This window comes from Blastopirellula marina (assembly GCF_002967715.1).
Classification (GTDB): Bacteria; Planctomycetota; Planctomycetia; order Pirellulales; family Pirellulaceae; genus Bremerella; species Bremerella marina_B.
Genome location: NZ_PUIA01000035.1, coordinates 81,389 through 97,862 on the forward strand (window position 1 = coordinate 81,389; position 16,474 = coordinate 97,862).

Here is a 16,474-nt window from a genome sequence, read left to right on the forward strand (position 1 = left end):
CCAACTCTCTGCCAATGCCAATTCGATCCCTGTTTCCAAGAGAGAATGCTGCACCTTCCCAGGTTTCTTTCGCGCGCGCTATTAGCGCACGAAATCAGCTAAACCATAGCTTTCTTTAGAGCGGACAAACGAACCGAGATACTTATAGCGCTTACTGCGCAATACGTATGGGTCATAAGGGGCACTTAATTGATGAATCTTACGCAAGCGCACCCCCCCTTATGTCTAAATAGCGACTTTCTTGGTTGATTTTCTCATCTTTAAACATTCTGATGTATTCGCGAGTCACGCCGCTTTAATTTTTTTGCGGCGAAATATGCCCACTTTGGAACCTTAGTGTTTAGGTATTAGCCATGATACAGTCGAATGATTCGACCACTTTCAGACGACCAAGTGTGATCGAATTCTTCTCGAAGGACGTGGCGGAATTCAAGCGTCAGCTTACTCAACTGGAGAGCGAGATCGACAAGGATGCCATCCCGCAACGAAACGATGAGTTTCATAAGCGAACGCTCGCCGCCTTTCAGCAATCTCAAGTAGCATGTCGCGATTTCGAGCGGGAACACGAAAACGATCCCGACCTGATCAAAGAAGTTCAAGCACGTTTTCTCGACGAAACCGCTCCCTGGTTCTCGCAAAGCTGGATCGCCAATCGCTCGCGTACCAAGCCTAGCGGTTTCGCCGGGGATTATGAGATGCTCGTAAAACTTTACGAGGAAGAGACTCCGGCCCGAGGAATTGGGGCTTATATCGACCTTTGCATCTCAGAATTGCCTCTGGCAAATGCTGTTCGCGGGCGTAAAGACATGGTACGCGAGTACCTTCTGAACGAAATCGCCAAACGCGAAGGTGATCTGCGCATCATGGACATTGCATGTGGCCCATGCCGCGAGTTTTTGGATTGGCCTGAGTTTGAGGGTCGTAACATTGAAGTAATCGCGATGGATAATGATCCGGTCGCATTGGAGTACATCGAGGCCACTGTCGCATCGCAACTCCCACCTTCGACGACTCTCAAGCCTGTTCGCTTCAATGCCATGCGAGCTCGCAACGCCGAAGCGACCAAGGCGAAGTACGGTACATTCGATATAATCTATAGCGTCGGTTTGGCGGACTACCTCACCGATGACCATCTAATTGGTATCTTTAGTGGGCTTGGCGAAACCTTGTCGGATGGCGGTGCCCTGGTAATCGCCTTTAAGGATACCGATCAATATGACGAAACCCCCTATCAATGGCATTTAGACTGGTTCTTCTATCAACGAACCGTAGAAGATGTGTTAAATGTTTATGATATGGCAGGATTTAACACAGATAAGATGGAATTGTCGCGTGATCGCACAGGGATCATCGTCAACTATGTAAGCCATCGTGCACCGGACTGCATTCGCCGACTAGACGCCGCAGAAATGCCACGCCCCTCCCGAGCTGGGCGAATTGCCAAGAATGGCAAGGTCGTCGAAAGCTAATTGGCTGTGGGGATCGGTCCCGTAGGGAACGATACGCTTGGCGACATCTGGGGGAGCTCTGGGTAAACCAACGCGTCATTAAGTCGCTGATTGATGTCGACGATCTCTTCTTCACGGCGGAAGAAGGCGTCGACAACATCAGGATCGAAATGGGCACCGCGTCCCTCGCGGATAATCTGGCAAGCTTTCTCGTGACTGAAAGCTTCCTTGTAGACACGTGCGGTGGTCAGTGCATCGTAAACGTCGGCAACAGCAACAATGCGGCCACAAAGAGGAATGTCCTCACCTTTGAGGCCGTAAGGATAGCCAGTGCCGTCGTACTTTTCATGATGCGAGCAGGCGATATCTCGCGCGAAACGCAGATAGGCAGCCTCCGGTTGTTCTCGCAAAGCAGCATCCAACGTGTGGAACCCCACCAACGTATGCTGCTTCATGATCTCGAACTCTTCCGCAGTCAATTTGCCCGGCTTAAGCAACACGTGATCCGGGATTCCGACTTTGCCAATATCGTGCAGCGGACTGGTCAGGTAGATCGTCCGGACGTAGTCGGCATCGACTGTGTCGGCGTACTTTGGTTGTTGCGAGAGGTCCTCTGCCAGAAGACGCGAGTACTCGCGCATGCGTTCAAGATGGGCACCGGTTTCCGGATCGCGTGATTCGGCTAGTTTGGCCAACGCGAAGATTATCACGTTACGACTTTCAAGCGATACGATTCGATTCGCTGCACGAAGCCGAATATGAAGTTCTTCTGGGTCGAAAGGCTTAGTAATAAAGTCGTCGGCACCTGCCCTGAGACCGCTTACAAGGTTGTGTTGGCGATCGAGTGACGTCAGCAGAATGAAATACACGTATCCACTTAAAGGACGCTGACGCACGCGTCGACAAAGTTCGACTCCTGACATTCCCGGCATCTGCCAGTCAGAAAGAACAATCCGGAAATCCCCCTGGTAGATCATCTCCAGAGCTTCATTTCCATCCCGCGCTGTTTCGACGGGAATTCCCAGTGCACTGAGAACGTCACTAAGCATGCCCAGGCACGATGGATCATCATCTACCAGCAAAATAGGAGCTTGGATGGTATCTCGATCATGAATGATCATTGACTTCCCCCGGTCCGATGTTGCGAAATGAGTTGGCTCAAACGGCAACATTCGTCACGAATATCAGCAAGAGATTCTTCGTCGTAATTCAGTTTTTCTTCCGCACGTCTTTCCAAATGCATCGCATACCCTGCCAGGCGATCTGCCGAAACAGTCAAGGACGTACCTTTAATGCGATGAGCAATGCGAGCAACTTCCTGCGAATTGAGTGACTCAACGGCCTCTTCCAGAGATTGAAGATCGTCCACCAAGGAATCTTGAAAGCGGTTCAAAGCCTTCTCGACCAGATCGAGACGACCAATACATCGTGACTTCAAGGTTTCCCAATTGATTGACTGTTCTTCAGCCGGCGCGTGCGTTTGCTGCAATCTCATCAACTGCCTCCGCGGAACGTAACCGATGCACTAAGAAAAGGATGCGGTGTGCAAAAACGGGATATCTTACGAAAGATAGGTTACATTTCTCTGAGGGTCAAAACGCCTGGGTTCTGACCGGTCAATCGGCGGCACATCAGGCATAATCCGCATAACACTTTCGCCTACCCCCAAGTCGCGTAGCGCGTTTTATGCAAACTCCCGATTTTTGACTAATACCGAATCTGAACACCCATTACCAGCGAGTGGGCACTGATGCGGTGCGAGATGGTATCGTTGGCACCAAATGGGGGCGAAGGAGCTGGTCCCGAAACCGAAGAATCGACCAGGTACACATAGGCGAGATTCAACTCGACTCCGTCGGTCAACAAACAACCGGCACCCAACGCGATGTTATGCGTCTGGATCAACGGGTTGGCAACGTTCGTGAAGACATCTTCCGAGCCGATCGGGTTCTGATTGAAGTTGTAACCAGCTCGCAACTTCCACAGGTCGTTCAGTTGATACTGAGCACCGATCGCTCCAGCGAAGACGTTGTCCCAGCCGAGATCGCTAAAACCCTGAGTATTGGCATAATCGAAATAACGTGCATCCGCGGCGAAGACCCAGCGTTCCCAGCCGTAATAGGCCAGGCCAGTGGACAGGATCATGGGGTAATCCAGATCAAAGCGAACCACGCCAGATGGAGTAAAGAAGCGGAACTGCTCAAACCACTGCGTGCTCTTGATCGTGAAACCAGCTCGCCAACAATTCGGGCTGGCATAATAAATCCCCCCTTGGATACCGCCGCCCCAATGTACGCGGTTGCCAGAGCCAGCCGTGCTGGTGGGCGTAATGGCCGAAGGCCCTAGCGGGTCGAACTGCATGCGGGCAGCGGTAATTGTCGGAGCGACACCGACCGACCAGCATTCTCCCAAGCGAACGGACATGGTGGGAGCGATCTGCATGATTTCCGCATCCGCAAACACGGGACTTGATGCCAGCAGCGGATTACTCGGGTCGACTGGCATATTATTCCGGAAGCCGCCAATCCCGTAGACCCCCATACCGATGGTCAACGGGGTCCCTTCAAGATGATCAACCCAACCAACCGCAGGGATAATCGCCACGCCAGCCTCCCCATTGGTCGTATTCGTATTGCCCCCGACAGTGGATGAAAGCTCGATATCGGCCAACAGTCCTTCCATGCCGAACGACACTTCAGACTGTTCAAGATAGCTGATCGACGCCGGATTCCAGTGCAGAGCCCCAATCGCATCGAGTGGCGCTGCGGTACCTGCCCCACCCATCGATCGATTCACTGGGCCTACCCCTGTTACGGCGATACCTTGCCCATAAGCCATAGCTCCGGTTGCCAAAACCAGAAGTATCCCCAGCACGTATCGAATAGGATGAGAGAGAATCGCCATTATCCGCCTCGTCAAGGAAGATTCCGCCAGAAAAATCGATAGAACCTATACGAGACTTGCCATCGGCGCATCCGATAGCATTTCGGTAGGGATTTCACCTACGTATCCCCAGATTATCGGGGCAATGCGCAAAGCTTTTCCGATTGCTGTGACCTGAACTGACGTTCTTGCGAGTTTCAGCCCACACGGTGCTGGCACTCCCATTCCGACGGGGGAATCGCACTTACCGCCATCCGTGGTATCCGGAGTTGAGACAACGTTTACAAGCGATTTCCTGCAGATCTGACGACGGCCAAAGAAAAAGCTTTACTCACATGATGTCACGTGGTATCTTTGGCGTCATCGAAATGATGAACTCGACGTCCGGTCTGCCAGCCAGGCGTTCCTGCCTCCTCCCAATCAAAGGCTCTGCCCGTGAGAATCTCGTTCGCTATCACCACGACCGCTTGTTTAATGGCTAGCTTGCTTATGACCTCTTCAGCGAATGCCGCCGACACGCTTCGGATCGGCTTGATCGGCCTCGATAGTTCCCACGCCGTGGCATTCACTAAGACGATCAACGCGAAAGAGCCAATTCCTGAATTGAAAAACGCCAAAGTCGTTGCCGCGTTTCCTGGAGGAAGTCCGGACCTGCCAACCAGTGCCGATCGGATCGAGGGCTTCACCAAGCAGGTCAGCGAGATGGGGGTCGAGATCGTTCCCTCGATTGATGCCCTGCTCAAAAAGGTGGATGCCGTCATCATGAACAGCGTCGACGGCCGCGTGCACCTGCAACAAGCCAAGCCGGCTCTTGAGGCAGGCATTCCCATCTTCGTCGACAAGCCAATTACGGCCTCGCTCGACGAAACCAAACAGCTGATTGCCCTGTCGAAGAAGACCGGTACTCCTTTCTTCTCTTCTTCTACCCTCCGCTTCTGCCAAGAGGTGATCGATTTGAAGAAAGAAGATGTCGTCGGCTGCGTTGCTTATAGCCCCTGCAAACTTGACCCGACCCATCCCGATCTCTTCTGGTACGGCATTCACGGCGTAGAGACCCTCTTTACGGTAATGGGCCCTGGCTGCCAGTCCGTGCAGCGTACTCAGGCCGACGGGGTCGAAATCGTCACCGGAGTCTGGGAAGATGGCCGAGTTGGAACTTTTCGCGGGATTCGCGATGGTGCGGCAGGTTACGGCGTACTCGTCTTCGGCAAAAAAGATATTGAACTAACCAAGATTCGTGCTGGCTACGATTTACTGGTTGTCGAGATCGTCAAATTCTTCCGCACGAAAGAGGCTCCGGTTTCCCCCGAACAGACACTTGAAATTGTGGCCTTCATGACTGCCGCCGACATGAGCCGCGATGCTGATGGCAAAACTATTTCGATGGATAGCCTATTAAGCGAAAAGAAATAGTCCATCGCCTGGCCTCAGCGTTTCATCCCTATTGAACTCCGTTCTGCCCTACAGGTACCGACATGTTGTCCTTCAATCGACGCCAATTCCTTGCCGCTGCTTCTGCAACGGCTTTTACCTCGATGACAACTGCTCCGACATTCGCGTCGGCCAACGACGAACTTCGCGTTGTTGTGATTGGTGCGAATGGTATTGGGCGAACTCACCTGAACGGCTTTCCGGAGATTTCCGGAGTGCGCGTCGTAGGGCTGTGCGATGTCGACAGTGCCGTCCTGGGCAAGCGAACGGAAGAATTCCAGAAGAAGTTCAACAACAAGCTGAAGACATACGGCGACATGCGCCAAGTATTCGACGATCCGGATGTCGATGCGGTGGTTCTGGCTGTTCCCAATCATTGGCACGGTCTCGGTACCGTGTGGGGCTGCCAGGCAGGTAAAGACGTCTATACCGAGAAGCCATGTTCCCACAACATCTGGGAAGCAGGACAGATGGAGAAGGCTGCCAAGAAATACGATCGGATTGTTCAGATCGGCATCCAACGACGAAGCTTCGCGCACCTGAAAGACTTCTTCCAGGAGATCCAGCAAGGCGTGCTCGGCAAAGTGAAACAGGTCAAAGGCCTGTACCTGACGCGTCGCGATTCGATCGGTCGCCCCTCGACGCCCCCTAAACCGCTCCCGACGGTGAACCATGACCTGTGGTGTGGTCCTGCTCCGACCAAGCTGGAGCGAGCCAACTATCACTACGACTGGCATTGGTTCTGGGACTACGGCAATGCGGAACTAGGTAATAACGGTCCGCATATTCTCGACCTTTGCCGCTGGTCGATTGGGGCGGAAGAATTTCCAACCGCCGTTAGCAGTGTGGGTGGACGTTATGTGTGGGATGACAACGGCCAGACGCCCAATACGCACCTAATTCGTTACGAATATGCCCAAGCGCCCATTACGTTTGAGATCCGCGACCTGCCAACGGCGACTGGCAAGAAGGACACGTGCGACTACATGGGAATCAGCTACGGTATCGTGGTTGAAGGGGAAGACGCGACCTATGTCGGTTTCGATTCGGGTAAAGTCATCGATTCCCAAGGAAAAACGATTCGGGAAATCAAAGGCACTACCGGCCCCGACGGCGGACGACAGCTTCATCGAGAAAACTTCGTGAAAGCTGTCCGCTCGCGGAAGACCTCGGACCTGAACTGCGATGTCCGGACTGGACATCTCTCGACGGCACTTTGCCACCTAGGCAATATCTCTCACCAGGTGGGGAATGTCATTTCTCTGAAGTCGCTGCCAGAGCAAACCCAGGACCAGCCACTCGTTCACGAGGCCGTCAATCGGATGCAATCTCACCTGGCTGCCAACGGTGTTGATGTCAATTCGGCGCAAGTTCAGCTTGGAAAAACGCTCCAAATCGACCCCAAGACCGAGACTTTCCCCCACGAAGAAAAGGCCAACGGACTCCTAAAACGCGAGTATCGAGCACCTTACGTCGTGCCTGAAGTCGTTTAATGTGCGGAAGTTCGTTCATCTGCGGGACTTGATTCAAGGTAAGTGTTTTCCGTATTCTGGAAAGCCTGACCAATCGCCAAGTCCTATGCGGCGGTTCCTCGAAACTTCATTCGACCGACCGCCCATCCTTGCAGATGAACGAACACATGGCTCAAGAACCACGGAAAGTCCGCCTCCTCGACATTGCGAATAAAGCTGGGGTCTCCCGAGCCGCGGTCGGGCACATCCTAAACAACTCGGGAGCGGACTGCGTTCGCGTCTCTGAGGCGACACGCGAGAAGGTTCTCAAGATCGCGGCGGAACTCGATTATCGTCCCAATCGCGCCGCCCAGCGACTCCGTGGCATGCCAACCAAAATCATTGGTGTCGTCCTGGATACCGTGAACCTTGCGGTCTTCTCGGCTCGACTGGCCGCCATCGAAGCCGAAGCCCATACACGCGGGTACCGCTTGATGATTGGCCAAGCCCATCACGATCCTGACGAAATCAAGACCTACCTGGACGACTTCACCGATCACGGGATGGACGCCATCCTGTGCATGTTCGACGTGATGCAAGACTTCCGGCCGAAGTTGAAGAAAGTGTTCCGCGGTCGCGAGAACATCATTGTGCACTCTTCACCCATCCTCAAATCACAACCTTGCGTTCGCGTCGAGACCTCTTCGGCAATCGAGCAGTTAGTCGATCACCTGGCTGACCGAGGTCGCAAGAAGATTGCGATTCAACTTTGGTCTCCCTCCGATCAACTCATGTCCATTCGAAGTGAAGCCTGGAAAGAGAACATCAAACGCCGCAAACTTCCGGCAACCAGTTCGCTGATCTGGACCAACCCGGAAGAAACGCAAAAACCATCTCGTGAAGCGATCGACGATTGCATTCAAAAACTAGTCGTTACGAACAAGGCCGACGCCATCATCGCGTCGAATGACGAATGGGCCGTTCGTCTGATCCAGGGTCTCGAACGGCACGGCTACTCGGTTCCGAAAGATGTCGCCGTAACAGGCTACGATAACCTCGATATCGCCGATGTCATTGAGCCAGGGCTGACGACCATCGACCAGTGCCACGCGGAATACGCCAAACAGGCCTTAGACCTGGTGGAAGAAACAATCGCCGGAACGATTTCTCCGACAAAGCGATTGCGAGTTATTCGTCCGCAATTGATTGTTCGCGAATCGACGTAGTACTGCTATGTGGTCGTCGCTTGATGCCCACCATTTTTCAGCGGAGCGTTCATGCGCAGGGGGAGCACCTTTTCGCAGCCCCCCAACTGATTCAGCGGATTGGTATAGGTAAGCCGGCGCACCTCGGTCGAGGTCAGCCCCAATCGAAGCTGAAGATTGTCGGCCATTTGCTGCATGGTAGTGGCAGAGCCAACCAGATGGCTGTCGTCCTCGGCACGAGGAACCCCATCGGTACCGACCGTCACCTCTTGGTCCCCCAGTGGATAAACCCCAGGCCCGCAGCCCGCGGCGGAAATGGCATCCGAAACGATAAACGCTCGATCGATGCCTATGATGTCGAGGTAATTCTTCAACGCGAAAAACGGAACATGGGCTCCATCGGCGATAAGTCCAATCTGCAGATGTTCAGACCGGCTTAGCACCCGCTGAATGATGTTGTCGTGCCGATCCATCATCCGTGGACACCCATTGCCCAAATGCGTGAACATCGAGAGCCCAGCGTCGATCGCAGCATCCAGATCGTTCAATGATGCATTGGTATGCCCGGCGGAAACGACAATTCCTTCCTCGACGAGACGACGCGTTACCTCCTGCGTAGGATCCTGCTCAGGTGCCAAGGTAACGATTCGTACTAGCCCCCCTCCCGCTTCAAGAAGCGTATCCATTTCAGGCCAACTTGCCTGCTTGGCAGCATAGACAGGATGCGCTCCGACGTATCCTGCTTGCGTGCTGATGAATGGTCCTTCAACGTGCACTCCAGCGATCATGCTTCGTGCGTGGGAGTCTTCATTGCGTAATTTGACGAGCCGACTTATCCGCGAGGCCATCTTGCCGATGTCGTCCGTGATAACGGTTACCAGGACTTGCTCGACACCATCACGCTCTAGCGCCACGCATGCCGCGTTTAAATCAGCGCTCGAGATATTGTCCTGGTTGAAATCGACACCAAAATAGCCATTGATCTGTAGATCGAAGTATTTCGCAGTAGACATGTGGCTCCTGGCGTTTTAATCAGAGAAGGTCGAAGAGGTAAGCAGTGCCGCGGCCGACTTGTCAATAAACAAAGTCGTGCCCTCGTGCGACTGCAAAATGGAGGCGGGAACTTCAGGGGTAACAGGTCCTTCCAGGCTCTTTTGCACAGCTTCCGCTTTGCGCCGATCGGGAACACTGCAGATGATTGTCGTCGACTTCAAAATCTGACGGCAAGACATGCTGATCGCTTGCTTCGGTACGTCATCTAGTGTGGCAAACCACCCTTCACCGGCTTGCTGCTTACGGCAGGCTTCATCCAACTCGACAACCAGATAAGGCTCAGTCGTCTCGAAGTCGGCTGGAGGATCGTTAAACGCAAGGTGACCGTTTTCACCGATCCCCACAAAGGCGACGTCAATCGGATGATCCTGGATCAATCGCCCGAGCTCGCTGCAAACCAAGTGTGGATCATCGCTCGTCCCGTCTACATAGTAAAACTGCTTCAAAGGAACGTGTTCCACGAAACGTTCCCGCAAATACCGACAAAATGAAGCCGGATGCTGATCGTCGAGTCCCAGGTATTCGTCAAGATGAAACCCCGTGACCCGGCTCCAATCAATATCCGGTTCGGCAATCAAGGCCGATAAAGTCTCGAACTGGGAAGCCCCGGTAGCGACAATGATGTTCGCCTGACCTTTTTCGGCAATTGCCTGACGGATCGCTTCCGCACCGCGACGAGCAGCGACAACCCCTAACTGTTTAGCATCTTCTAAGACTTCGAGTTTCATTAGTGCGATTGCGCTTCCTTACTACGATGATCAAACTTTTTTGACATAAGAATCTGGCATTGAGAGGTCAGAATGATGTCACGAGACATCATTCTGACACCATTTCCGCTGAAGTCAACCTGTAAAATCTACCGCGTCTCATAGGTACTTCTAGTCGGCACTTTTAGCAAAACTGCCGTCCAGTCAAGTTGTATGATCCACACGATAGATTATCCCAGAAAATATATCGTAACCAAGTTTTTTCTCTTGCCGACATGATGTCAGCTGATATCATTTTGACGGGTGGCCTGGCCAATAGCAAGCTTTCCTCGCCCATTTTTTGGGCGAAGAGCTACTTGCCGCGATCAAATCGACGGCATGGCTTTCCCCCCGCTTAGCACCTTGTCTTACTTTTTTGGACCGTTTCTCGGCGAATTCAGACCATTTCGGTCGAAAGTTGTTACCGGTTGCAGGATTCGATCGTTCCTGGCGCATCCTTTGCAAATTGGAAAGACTAATAACATGAGCGAGTCTGGTCCGCAGCCTTTTGGCAACCCTTTTCAGATTCCTTCATGCATTTTTTTGGACAAGTTGATATCAGCTGACATCACGTTCCATTTGTACACAAAGTTCTTCTCCTTTTATTCTTGCAGCAGGTTACCCAATGAATCGAAATCGCGGCTTTACCCTAGTCGAGCTACTCGTCGTTATCGCCATTATTGGCGTGCTGATCGCCTTGCTGTTGCCGGCCGTTCAACAGGCACGCGAAGCTGCTCGTCGCATGCAATGCAGTAATAACCTGAAGCAGTTAGGATTGGCATTTCACAACTATCACGACACGTACGGGAGATTCATGACCGGCGGAGACACCTCGTGGCAGTTCTATGCGGTCGGTTGGGTCCCGCGCATCTTTCCATTCATCGAGCAGGGTACTCGCTACGATGGTATGGAAGCACTCGCTGCGAACTACATGATGACGCGCAGCCCCTACCGAAGTCATAACCAGAACGATCCTATCTTTGGTGCGGTGCCTGGGATTACCTGTCCTTCATCTCCGCTGGGCGAGCTTTCTTCCGATCAAGTTGTTTCTGCTAACTTTCCGTATCACAACGTCCAAGGCGGACTTCACTACCGAGGTAACGCAGGTTCAGTGGATGTCGAATTCATTCCCGCAACGACCTCTGGCCGCGTTGGATACACGAAGTCTGGGATCATTTATCCACAAAGTCGAACAAGATTTGCCGATATCATCGACGGGACCACAAATACGATTCTGCTGGGCGAAACATCGAAAATCAGTACCGGTTCAGGCTTCGCAGGCCTGAAACCATGGACCTGGGGATCGACATCGTACAACGCGAACGAATGGCTCATGATCGATCACAAGATGGTTCAATACCCCATCAACTTTCCCGGATCGTACGGCAACAACTCGACACCTTTTTCCAGCTACCATCCCGGTGGAGCCATGTTTGTTATGTGCGACGGAAGCGTTAAGTTTCTTACCGAAACGATGCCCCTCGACACGCTGAAAGCAATTGCGACTCGCCACAACGGCGAGGTCGTCTCGGGACTCTAGGGTTCAACTTGAACGATCGTCGCTCGGGTACATGCGGGCGACAATCACTTTTCTTCGCTTCGTTGTTGCTACAGTTAAATGGTTTTATCATGACTAGGTTTGTTCGGACAATCATTCCCTGCCTTCTTTTGATGGCACTTCTGACTGGTTGCGGCTCCAAAGGACCAGAGACGGGGCATGTTTCGGGAAAGGTCACCTACAAAGGTAAGGCACTCCCAACCGGTACCATCGTGTTCGTCCCTGAAAAGGAAGGGGACCTGATGGCCTTCGCCGAAATTCAACAAGACGGCACTTACGTCGCTGGTACTGAACAATTCGGTCCTGGCGTTCCGCTGGGTAAACATCGCGTGATGATCTCGGCGTTCATCGATCACGGGCCGGAAGTATCTGCGGAATCACTCTTGCCAGAAAAGTACGGCAGCGATCGCAAGTCGGGGCTTACCGCCGACGTGGAACCCGGTGAAAACATCGTTGACTTTTCCCTTTGAATCTTTCGCCATGAATCGGCGATAATAACACCCCTCTCTGAAACCCCACCATGGTCGGCGACGAATTTCCATTCTTCGCCGATCTAGTCGCAGGAAAGCGAGTCACTTATGTCGGATGCGGCGGCCGAAAGCCAAAAGCAAGTTTCCTTCCTAAGAATTGTCAAAGCGATCGGGCCAGCAATTGTCGTGGCCTCGGTGGTTCTTGGGCCAGGCAGCATCTTGTCGAATTCCAAGGTCGGCGCGGCGTATGGCTACAGCATGATCTGGGTCCTGGCGTTGGCTTCGATCTTTATGGCCCTGACGGTCTTTCTCGCGGCGATCATCGGGACCAGTTTCGATCGCACTCCCTTCGCGGAAATCGCCAGCCGATTAGGTCGCCCCATTTCCGTCGGCATTGGTATCGTCTTCTTCCTGATCACCAGCTGTTTTCAATTTACGAACAACCTGGCGATCATCGATGTCATTAATATCGCGACTGACAGCACCGAAATGGGGGCCTCGGCCTGGTGGATGTCACTCTTGGCCATCGTACTGATCAATGCCGGACTGGTGTGGGCACTGTACGGCAGTAGCACCCCGTATCGATTTATCGAAAAGATGATGATGGTTATGGTCGGGCTCATGCTTTTGGGCTTCGTTGTGAACCTGGCGGTCGTTCAGCCTTCGGTTTCCAAGATCTTTGCCGGGCTCGTTCCTTCGCTTCCCGACGGCGGGGGCTCGCCTGAAAACATCGTGATGCTCTTGGGAATGTTTGGCACAACCTTTTCCATCGCCGGCGCGTTCTATCAGATCTATGGCGTACGAGAAAAGAATTGGACTCGTGACAACGTCGCCAACGGGATTGTTGACTCCATCGTCGGCATCGCCGTGCTCGGGGGGATTAGCTTTATTATCATGGTGACCTCGGCTGCCGTGCTGCAAGATGCGAAGCTGACCAGCATCACCGACGTTGCCAGGCAGCTCGAACCGCTGATTGGACCGCGAGCGAAGTTCATGTTTTGTATCGGTATCTCAGCCGGTGCGTTCAGCTCGCTTCTGGTTAACGCGTTAATCGGTGGAACCGCTTTGAGCGACAGTTTAGGCATGTCGGCCAGTGTGAAAGATCAGCCTGTGAAAGCCCTCACGGTGGTTGGCCTGGCCGTGGGAATGCTGATCGCGATTGCGGTCAATTGGCTAGGGCTTTCCAGCGTGTCGCTAATTGTCTTTGCCCAGGCTCTCACCGTGATTGGCGTTCCACTGCTGGCATTCGCGATGCTCTTCCTGGCGCTGAAGCTTCCCTCCTCGAAGCTTAAAGGCCCGGCATGCACGATTGCGACTTGTTCGTTGCTGATCGCTGTCTTGCTCTCGGGCAGAATGGTGATGTCGCTAATCGAAAGATTTAGCTAATTGCCACCATTGGTAGGAAAGCCCTCCCTCCTTACGTATTAGCCGAACGACTCGCCCCAAAGTCCGTATTGTAACATGTTTCTATAACAGGAGTTAGAGCGAACTCCAGACGCTCGCAATTCCAAGTGCGCGGCGATTGAATCAGCACACAGCGATACGTTCAACACAGGGCGACCGCATTCTGTTAATCAAAAGCCGTGAAACCACCTAAGACATCGCTTGCGCGTATCGTTTGGCCTTCTTCACTGGTCTAGGGTGTGCTAAGTTCATCGTTGCCATTTCACGGATAGAAAACTTGTGGCAAGCACGGATTGAATTGGACGGATGAACCCACCGATACGTCGCCTACTGATCGACATCACGCACACCGCTTCGCAAGACTACCACACGGGAATTCAGCGCGTCGTTCGTAGTCTGGCTCGTGAAGCGTTAGCTTATTCTGCAAACCGCGAAACAACGATCGAGTGCTATCCCATCATCCACGTCGATGGTCGGTTCGTTCACGTGGATCGCTGGTGTGTTGCCCGCGGATTCCGAAAATCGGATCGCGACTGGGCGTCTTACTGGCAATCCTTTATTCCCGACTTCGTCGGAACCGGAACCCGCCTGAAAATCAACAAGGTCGGTACTCGCATCCGCAAACTACTTTACCCGCGAACCATTGATCGTTTTGCTCGCAAGATGATTCAGCGACTTCGCTCCCCTCACGTCGACGTCAATCCCGGCCCTGGCGACGTTATCTTGATGCCGGACTCGTGGTGGGATTTGCCGGAGTTGTTCGATGCGATCGACCAAGCACGACAAGACGGAGCACTCGTCGGTGCGATGGTTCACGACCTGATCCCGTTACGTTTTCCCGAATTCTTCGGCGACGGGATGCGCAAGAAATTTGCCCCGTGGGCCGAACGCCTGGTCCGTTCGATCGATTTCATGCTTGGGGACGCACAAGCCGCGGAAGATGACCTCTGGCGTTACATCCAGGAACAGAACGCCCCGCTCGAAAAATCCCAAGTCGGCCATGTTCGACTAGGGTGTGATATCGGCAGAGTCCGTTCCATCGACCTTTTCCAGGTTCCAGCCAGTATCCGCCGAATCTTCAGCAATCGAGAAACGGCTCCGTATTTGATGGTTTCGACTCTCGAAATCCGCAAAAACCATCACTACCTGCTCGATGCTTTCGACCAGTTGTGGGGCGAAGGGCAGGATGTCTCGCTAGCACTCGTCGGTCGCATCGGTTGGAAATGCGAAGACTTGATGGAGCGAATTGCCAACCACCCAGAATCGGGTAAGCGTCTCCACCTGCTAAACAACATCGGCGATGACGCGCTGAACTACATCTACCAGAACAGCAAAGCCTTTCTGTTCTCTTCCAAATCGGAAGGGTTCGGGCTGCCGATTGTCGAGGCACAACACCACGGATTGCACGTATTTGCCAGCGACATTCCAATATTTCGCGAAGTTGCCGGCACAGGAGCTCAGTTCTTCTCACTGGAAGATCCATCGCATCTTAAGCGTCAGATCATCGACTTCGAGAACAACCGGGGATGGGAGTCCGAGCCCAATATCACTGTAAAAAATGAGCCCTGGAAGGATGTCTTTCCCAAACTGGTCGATGTTGTGGCCCAGCTAGCCAGCAATGTGCAGGAAGCCCGCCGCGCCAGTGCTTCACAAGCTGCCTGAGTCCGCTCTGATTCCAGGCTTCGATTGGGATTTTAACCGATCGCGAATTCCGCTATCTTTGCCGTTCCATGGATGGTCTCCTGTCACGCAATGAAGGCGTAGAAACTGTTATGTCGAATGTCGCGTTTATTACCGGAATCACGGGCCAGGACGGTTCGTATCTTGCCGAATTCCTTCTCGAAAAGGGTTACGAGGTACATGGCTGTTTTCGCCGAAGCAGCACCAACGCCTTCGAACGCATCGAACATCTGCTAGACAAGATCGAACTTCACTGCACTGACCTGCTTGATCAAGCATCCCTGGAACGCCTGGTTGCCAAGGTCAAGCCAACCGAAGTTTACAACCTGGCCGCCCAAAGCTTTGTGGGCAGCAGTTGGGATCAACCGATCCTCACCGGCGAAGTAACCGGCCTGGGTGTAACTCGCCTGCTGGAAGCGATTCGCATGGTCGACACATCGATCCGTTTCTACCAGGCCAGCAGCAGCGAGATGTTTGGCAAGGTCCATGAAACACCCCAGCGAGAAACCACCCCGTTTCACCCACGCAGCCCTTACGGTGTTGCCAAGGCTTACGGCCACTGGATGACCGTCAACTACCGTGAAAGCTACGACATGTTTGCCTGCGGTGGGATTCTGTTCAATCATGAATCGCCCCGCCGCGGTCTCGAGTTCGTCACCCGTAAGATCAGCGATGCCGTCGCACGCATCAAGCTAGGTCTCGCCACGGAAGTTCGCTTGGGTAACCTCGATGCCCGTCGCGACTGGGGATTCGCCGGCGACTACGTTGAAGCGATGTGGCTGATGTTGCAACAAGACGAGCCCATTGACTATGTCATCGGTACTGGCGAAACCTATCGAGTCGGTGACTTCGTTCAAATCGCATTCGATCGGGTTGGCCTTAACTGGGAAAATCACGTGGTGATCGATCCTAAGTTCTACCGCCCAGCCGAAGTCGATCTGCTGCTTGCCGATCCCAAGAAGTCTCAGGAAGAGCTGAACTGGAAGCCGAAGATGTCTTTCCAGGAACTCGTCGAGACGATGGTCGACCACGACCTACAGCGAGTGTCGGCATTGACCAACACCAGCCTGAAAGTGCTGCGTAAGTCAGCCTAAGCTGTCAGCCAACTGGCATTCAATCCATCAAGCTGGGATTCGCGAATGGCG

General features: G+C 53.2%; 14 protein-coding genes. 9 read left to right on the forward strand and 5 right to left on the reverse strand.

The window, feature by feature from the left end:
* Positions 1-353 precede the first annotated feature (353 nt).
* A complete protein-coding gene (locus tag C5Y96_RS10200) occupies positions 354-1,469 on the forward strand; it encodes an SAM-dependent methyltransferase (RefSeq protein WP_105352761.1) in 1,116 nt (371 codons plus the stop codon).
* Here the strand turns inward: C5Y96_RS10200 and C5Y96_RS10205 are convergent.
* The 3 genes from C5Y96_RS10205 to C5Y96_RS10215 form a co-directional block, all read right to left on the reverse strand.
* Complete coding sequence (locus tag C5Y96_RS10205; RefSeq protein ID WP_105352762.1) at positions 1,466-2,569, reverse strand: HD domain-containing phosphohydrolase; 1,104 nt, start codon at positions 2,567-2,569, stop codon at positions 1,466-1,468. The two genes, C5Y96_RS10200 and C5Y96_RS10205, sit on opposite strands and share 4 nt — an antisense overlap.
* Positions 2,566-2,943: an Hpt domain-containing protein gene (locus tag C5Y96_RS10210; protein ID WP_105352763.1), complete on the reverse strand. Its 378-nt coding sequence runs from the start codon at positions 2,941-2,943 to the stop codon at positions 2,566-2,568. The genes C5Y96_RS10205 and C5Y96_RS10210 overlap by 4 nt, the downstream gene beginning before the upstream one ends.
* A gap of 212 nt (positions 2,944-3,155) precedes the next feature.
* Complete coding sequence (locus C5Y96_RS10215; protein WP_105352765.1) at positions 3,156-4,352, reverse strand: OmpP1/FadL family transporter; 1,197 nt, start codon at positions 4,350-4,352, stop codon at positions 3,156-3,158.
* 453 nt (positions 4,353-4,805) lie between these two features.
* Here C5Y96_RS10215 and C5Y96_RS10220 point away from each other — a divergent pair, with 453 nt between their 5' ends.
* The 3 genes from C5Y96_RS10220 to C5Y96_RS10230 all read left to right on the forward strand — a co-directional run bounded on the left by C5Y96_RS10220 (position 4,806) and on the right by C5Y96_RS10230 (position 8,439).
* Positions 4,806-5,744 (forward strand): Gfo/Idh/MocA family protein, encoded by a 939-nt coding sequence (locus C5Y96_RS10220; protein ID WP_105352767.1) that lies wholly within the window; start codon positions 4,806-4,808, stop codon positions 5,742-5,744.
* A 62-nt stretch (positions 5,745-5,806) separates the two neighbouring features.
* On the forward strand, positions 5,807-7,255 hold the full coding sequence (locus C5Y96_RS10225; protein ID WP_105352770.1) for a Gfo/Idh/MocA family protein: 1,449 nt from the start codon (positions 5,807-5,809) through the stop codon (positions 7,253-7,255).
* A gap of 146 nt (positions 7,256-7,401) precedes the next feature.
* A complete protein-coding gene (locus C5Y96_RS10230; protein ID WP_105353346.1) occupies positions 7,402-8,439 on the forward strand; it encodes a LacI family DNA-binding transcriptional regulator in 1,038 nt (345 codons plus the stop codon).
* 5 nt (positions 8,440-8,444) lie between these two features.
* On the opposite strand, the gene C5Y96_RS10235 is transcribed toward C5Y96_RS10230, so the two are convergent.
* The gene (locus C5Y96_RS10235; RefSeq protein WP_199188674.1) at positions 8,445-9,431 is read right to left on the reverse strand and encodes an N-acetylglucosamine-6-phosphate deacetylase; all 987 of its coding nucleotides are present in this window, start codon (positions 9,429-9,431) and stop codon (positions 8,445-8,447) included.
* A gap of 15 nt (positions 9,432-9,446) precedes the next feature.
* Positions 9,447-10,199, reverse strand: coding sequence for a glucosamine-6-phosphate deaminase (locus C5Y96_RS10240; protein WP_105352772.1), 753 nt, complete (start codon positions 10,197-10,199; stop codon positions 9,447-9,449).
* A 643-nt stretch (positions 10,200-10,842) separates the two neighbouring features.
* Between C5Y96_RS10240 and C5Y96_RS10245 the strand changes: the two genes are divergently transcribed.
* The 5 genes from C5Y96_RS10245 to gmd all read left to right on the forward strand — a co-directional run bounded on the left by C5Y96_RS10245 (position 10,843) and on the right by gmd (position 16,423).
* Positions 10,843-11,757: a DUF1559 domain-containing protein gene (locus tag C5Y96_RS10245; protein ID WP_105352774.1), complete on the forward strand. Its 915-nt coding sequence runs from the start codon at positions 10,843-10,845 to the stop codon at positions 11,755-11,757.
* Between the two features lie 89 nt (positions 11,758-11,846).
* Positions 11,847-12,245: a hypothetical protein gene (locus C5Y96_RS10250; protein ID WP_233198903.1), complete on the forward strand. Its 399-nt coding sequence runs from the start codon at positions 11,847-11,849 to the stop codon at positions 12,243-12,245.
* A gap of 108 nt (positions 12,246-12,353) precedes the next feature.
* Positions 12,354-13,631, forward strand: coding sequence for an NRAMP family divalent metal transporter (locus tag C5Y96_RS10255; RefSeq protein ID WP_105352778.1), 1,278 nt, complete (start codon positions 12,354-12,356; stop codon positions 13,629-13,631).
* Positions 13,632-13,955: 324 nt separating this feature from the next.
* On the forward strand, positions 13,956-15,311 hold the full coding sequence (locus tag C5Y96_RS10260) for a glycosyltransferase family 4 protein (RefSeq protein WP_105352780.1): 1,356 nt from the start codon (positions 13,956-13,958) through the stop codon (positions 15,309-15,311).
* A gap of 110 nt (positions 15,312-15,421) precedes the next feature.
* Complete coding sequence (gene gmd / locus C5Y96_RS10265) at positions 15,422-16,423, forward strand: GDP-mannose 4,6-dehydratase (protein ID WP_105352782.1); 1,002 nt, start codon at positions 15,422-15,424, stop codon at positions 16,421-16,423.
* The last annotated feature ends 51 nt before the right edge of the window (positions 16,424-16,474 follow it).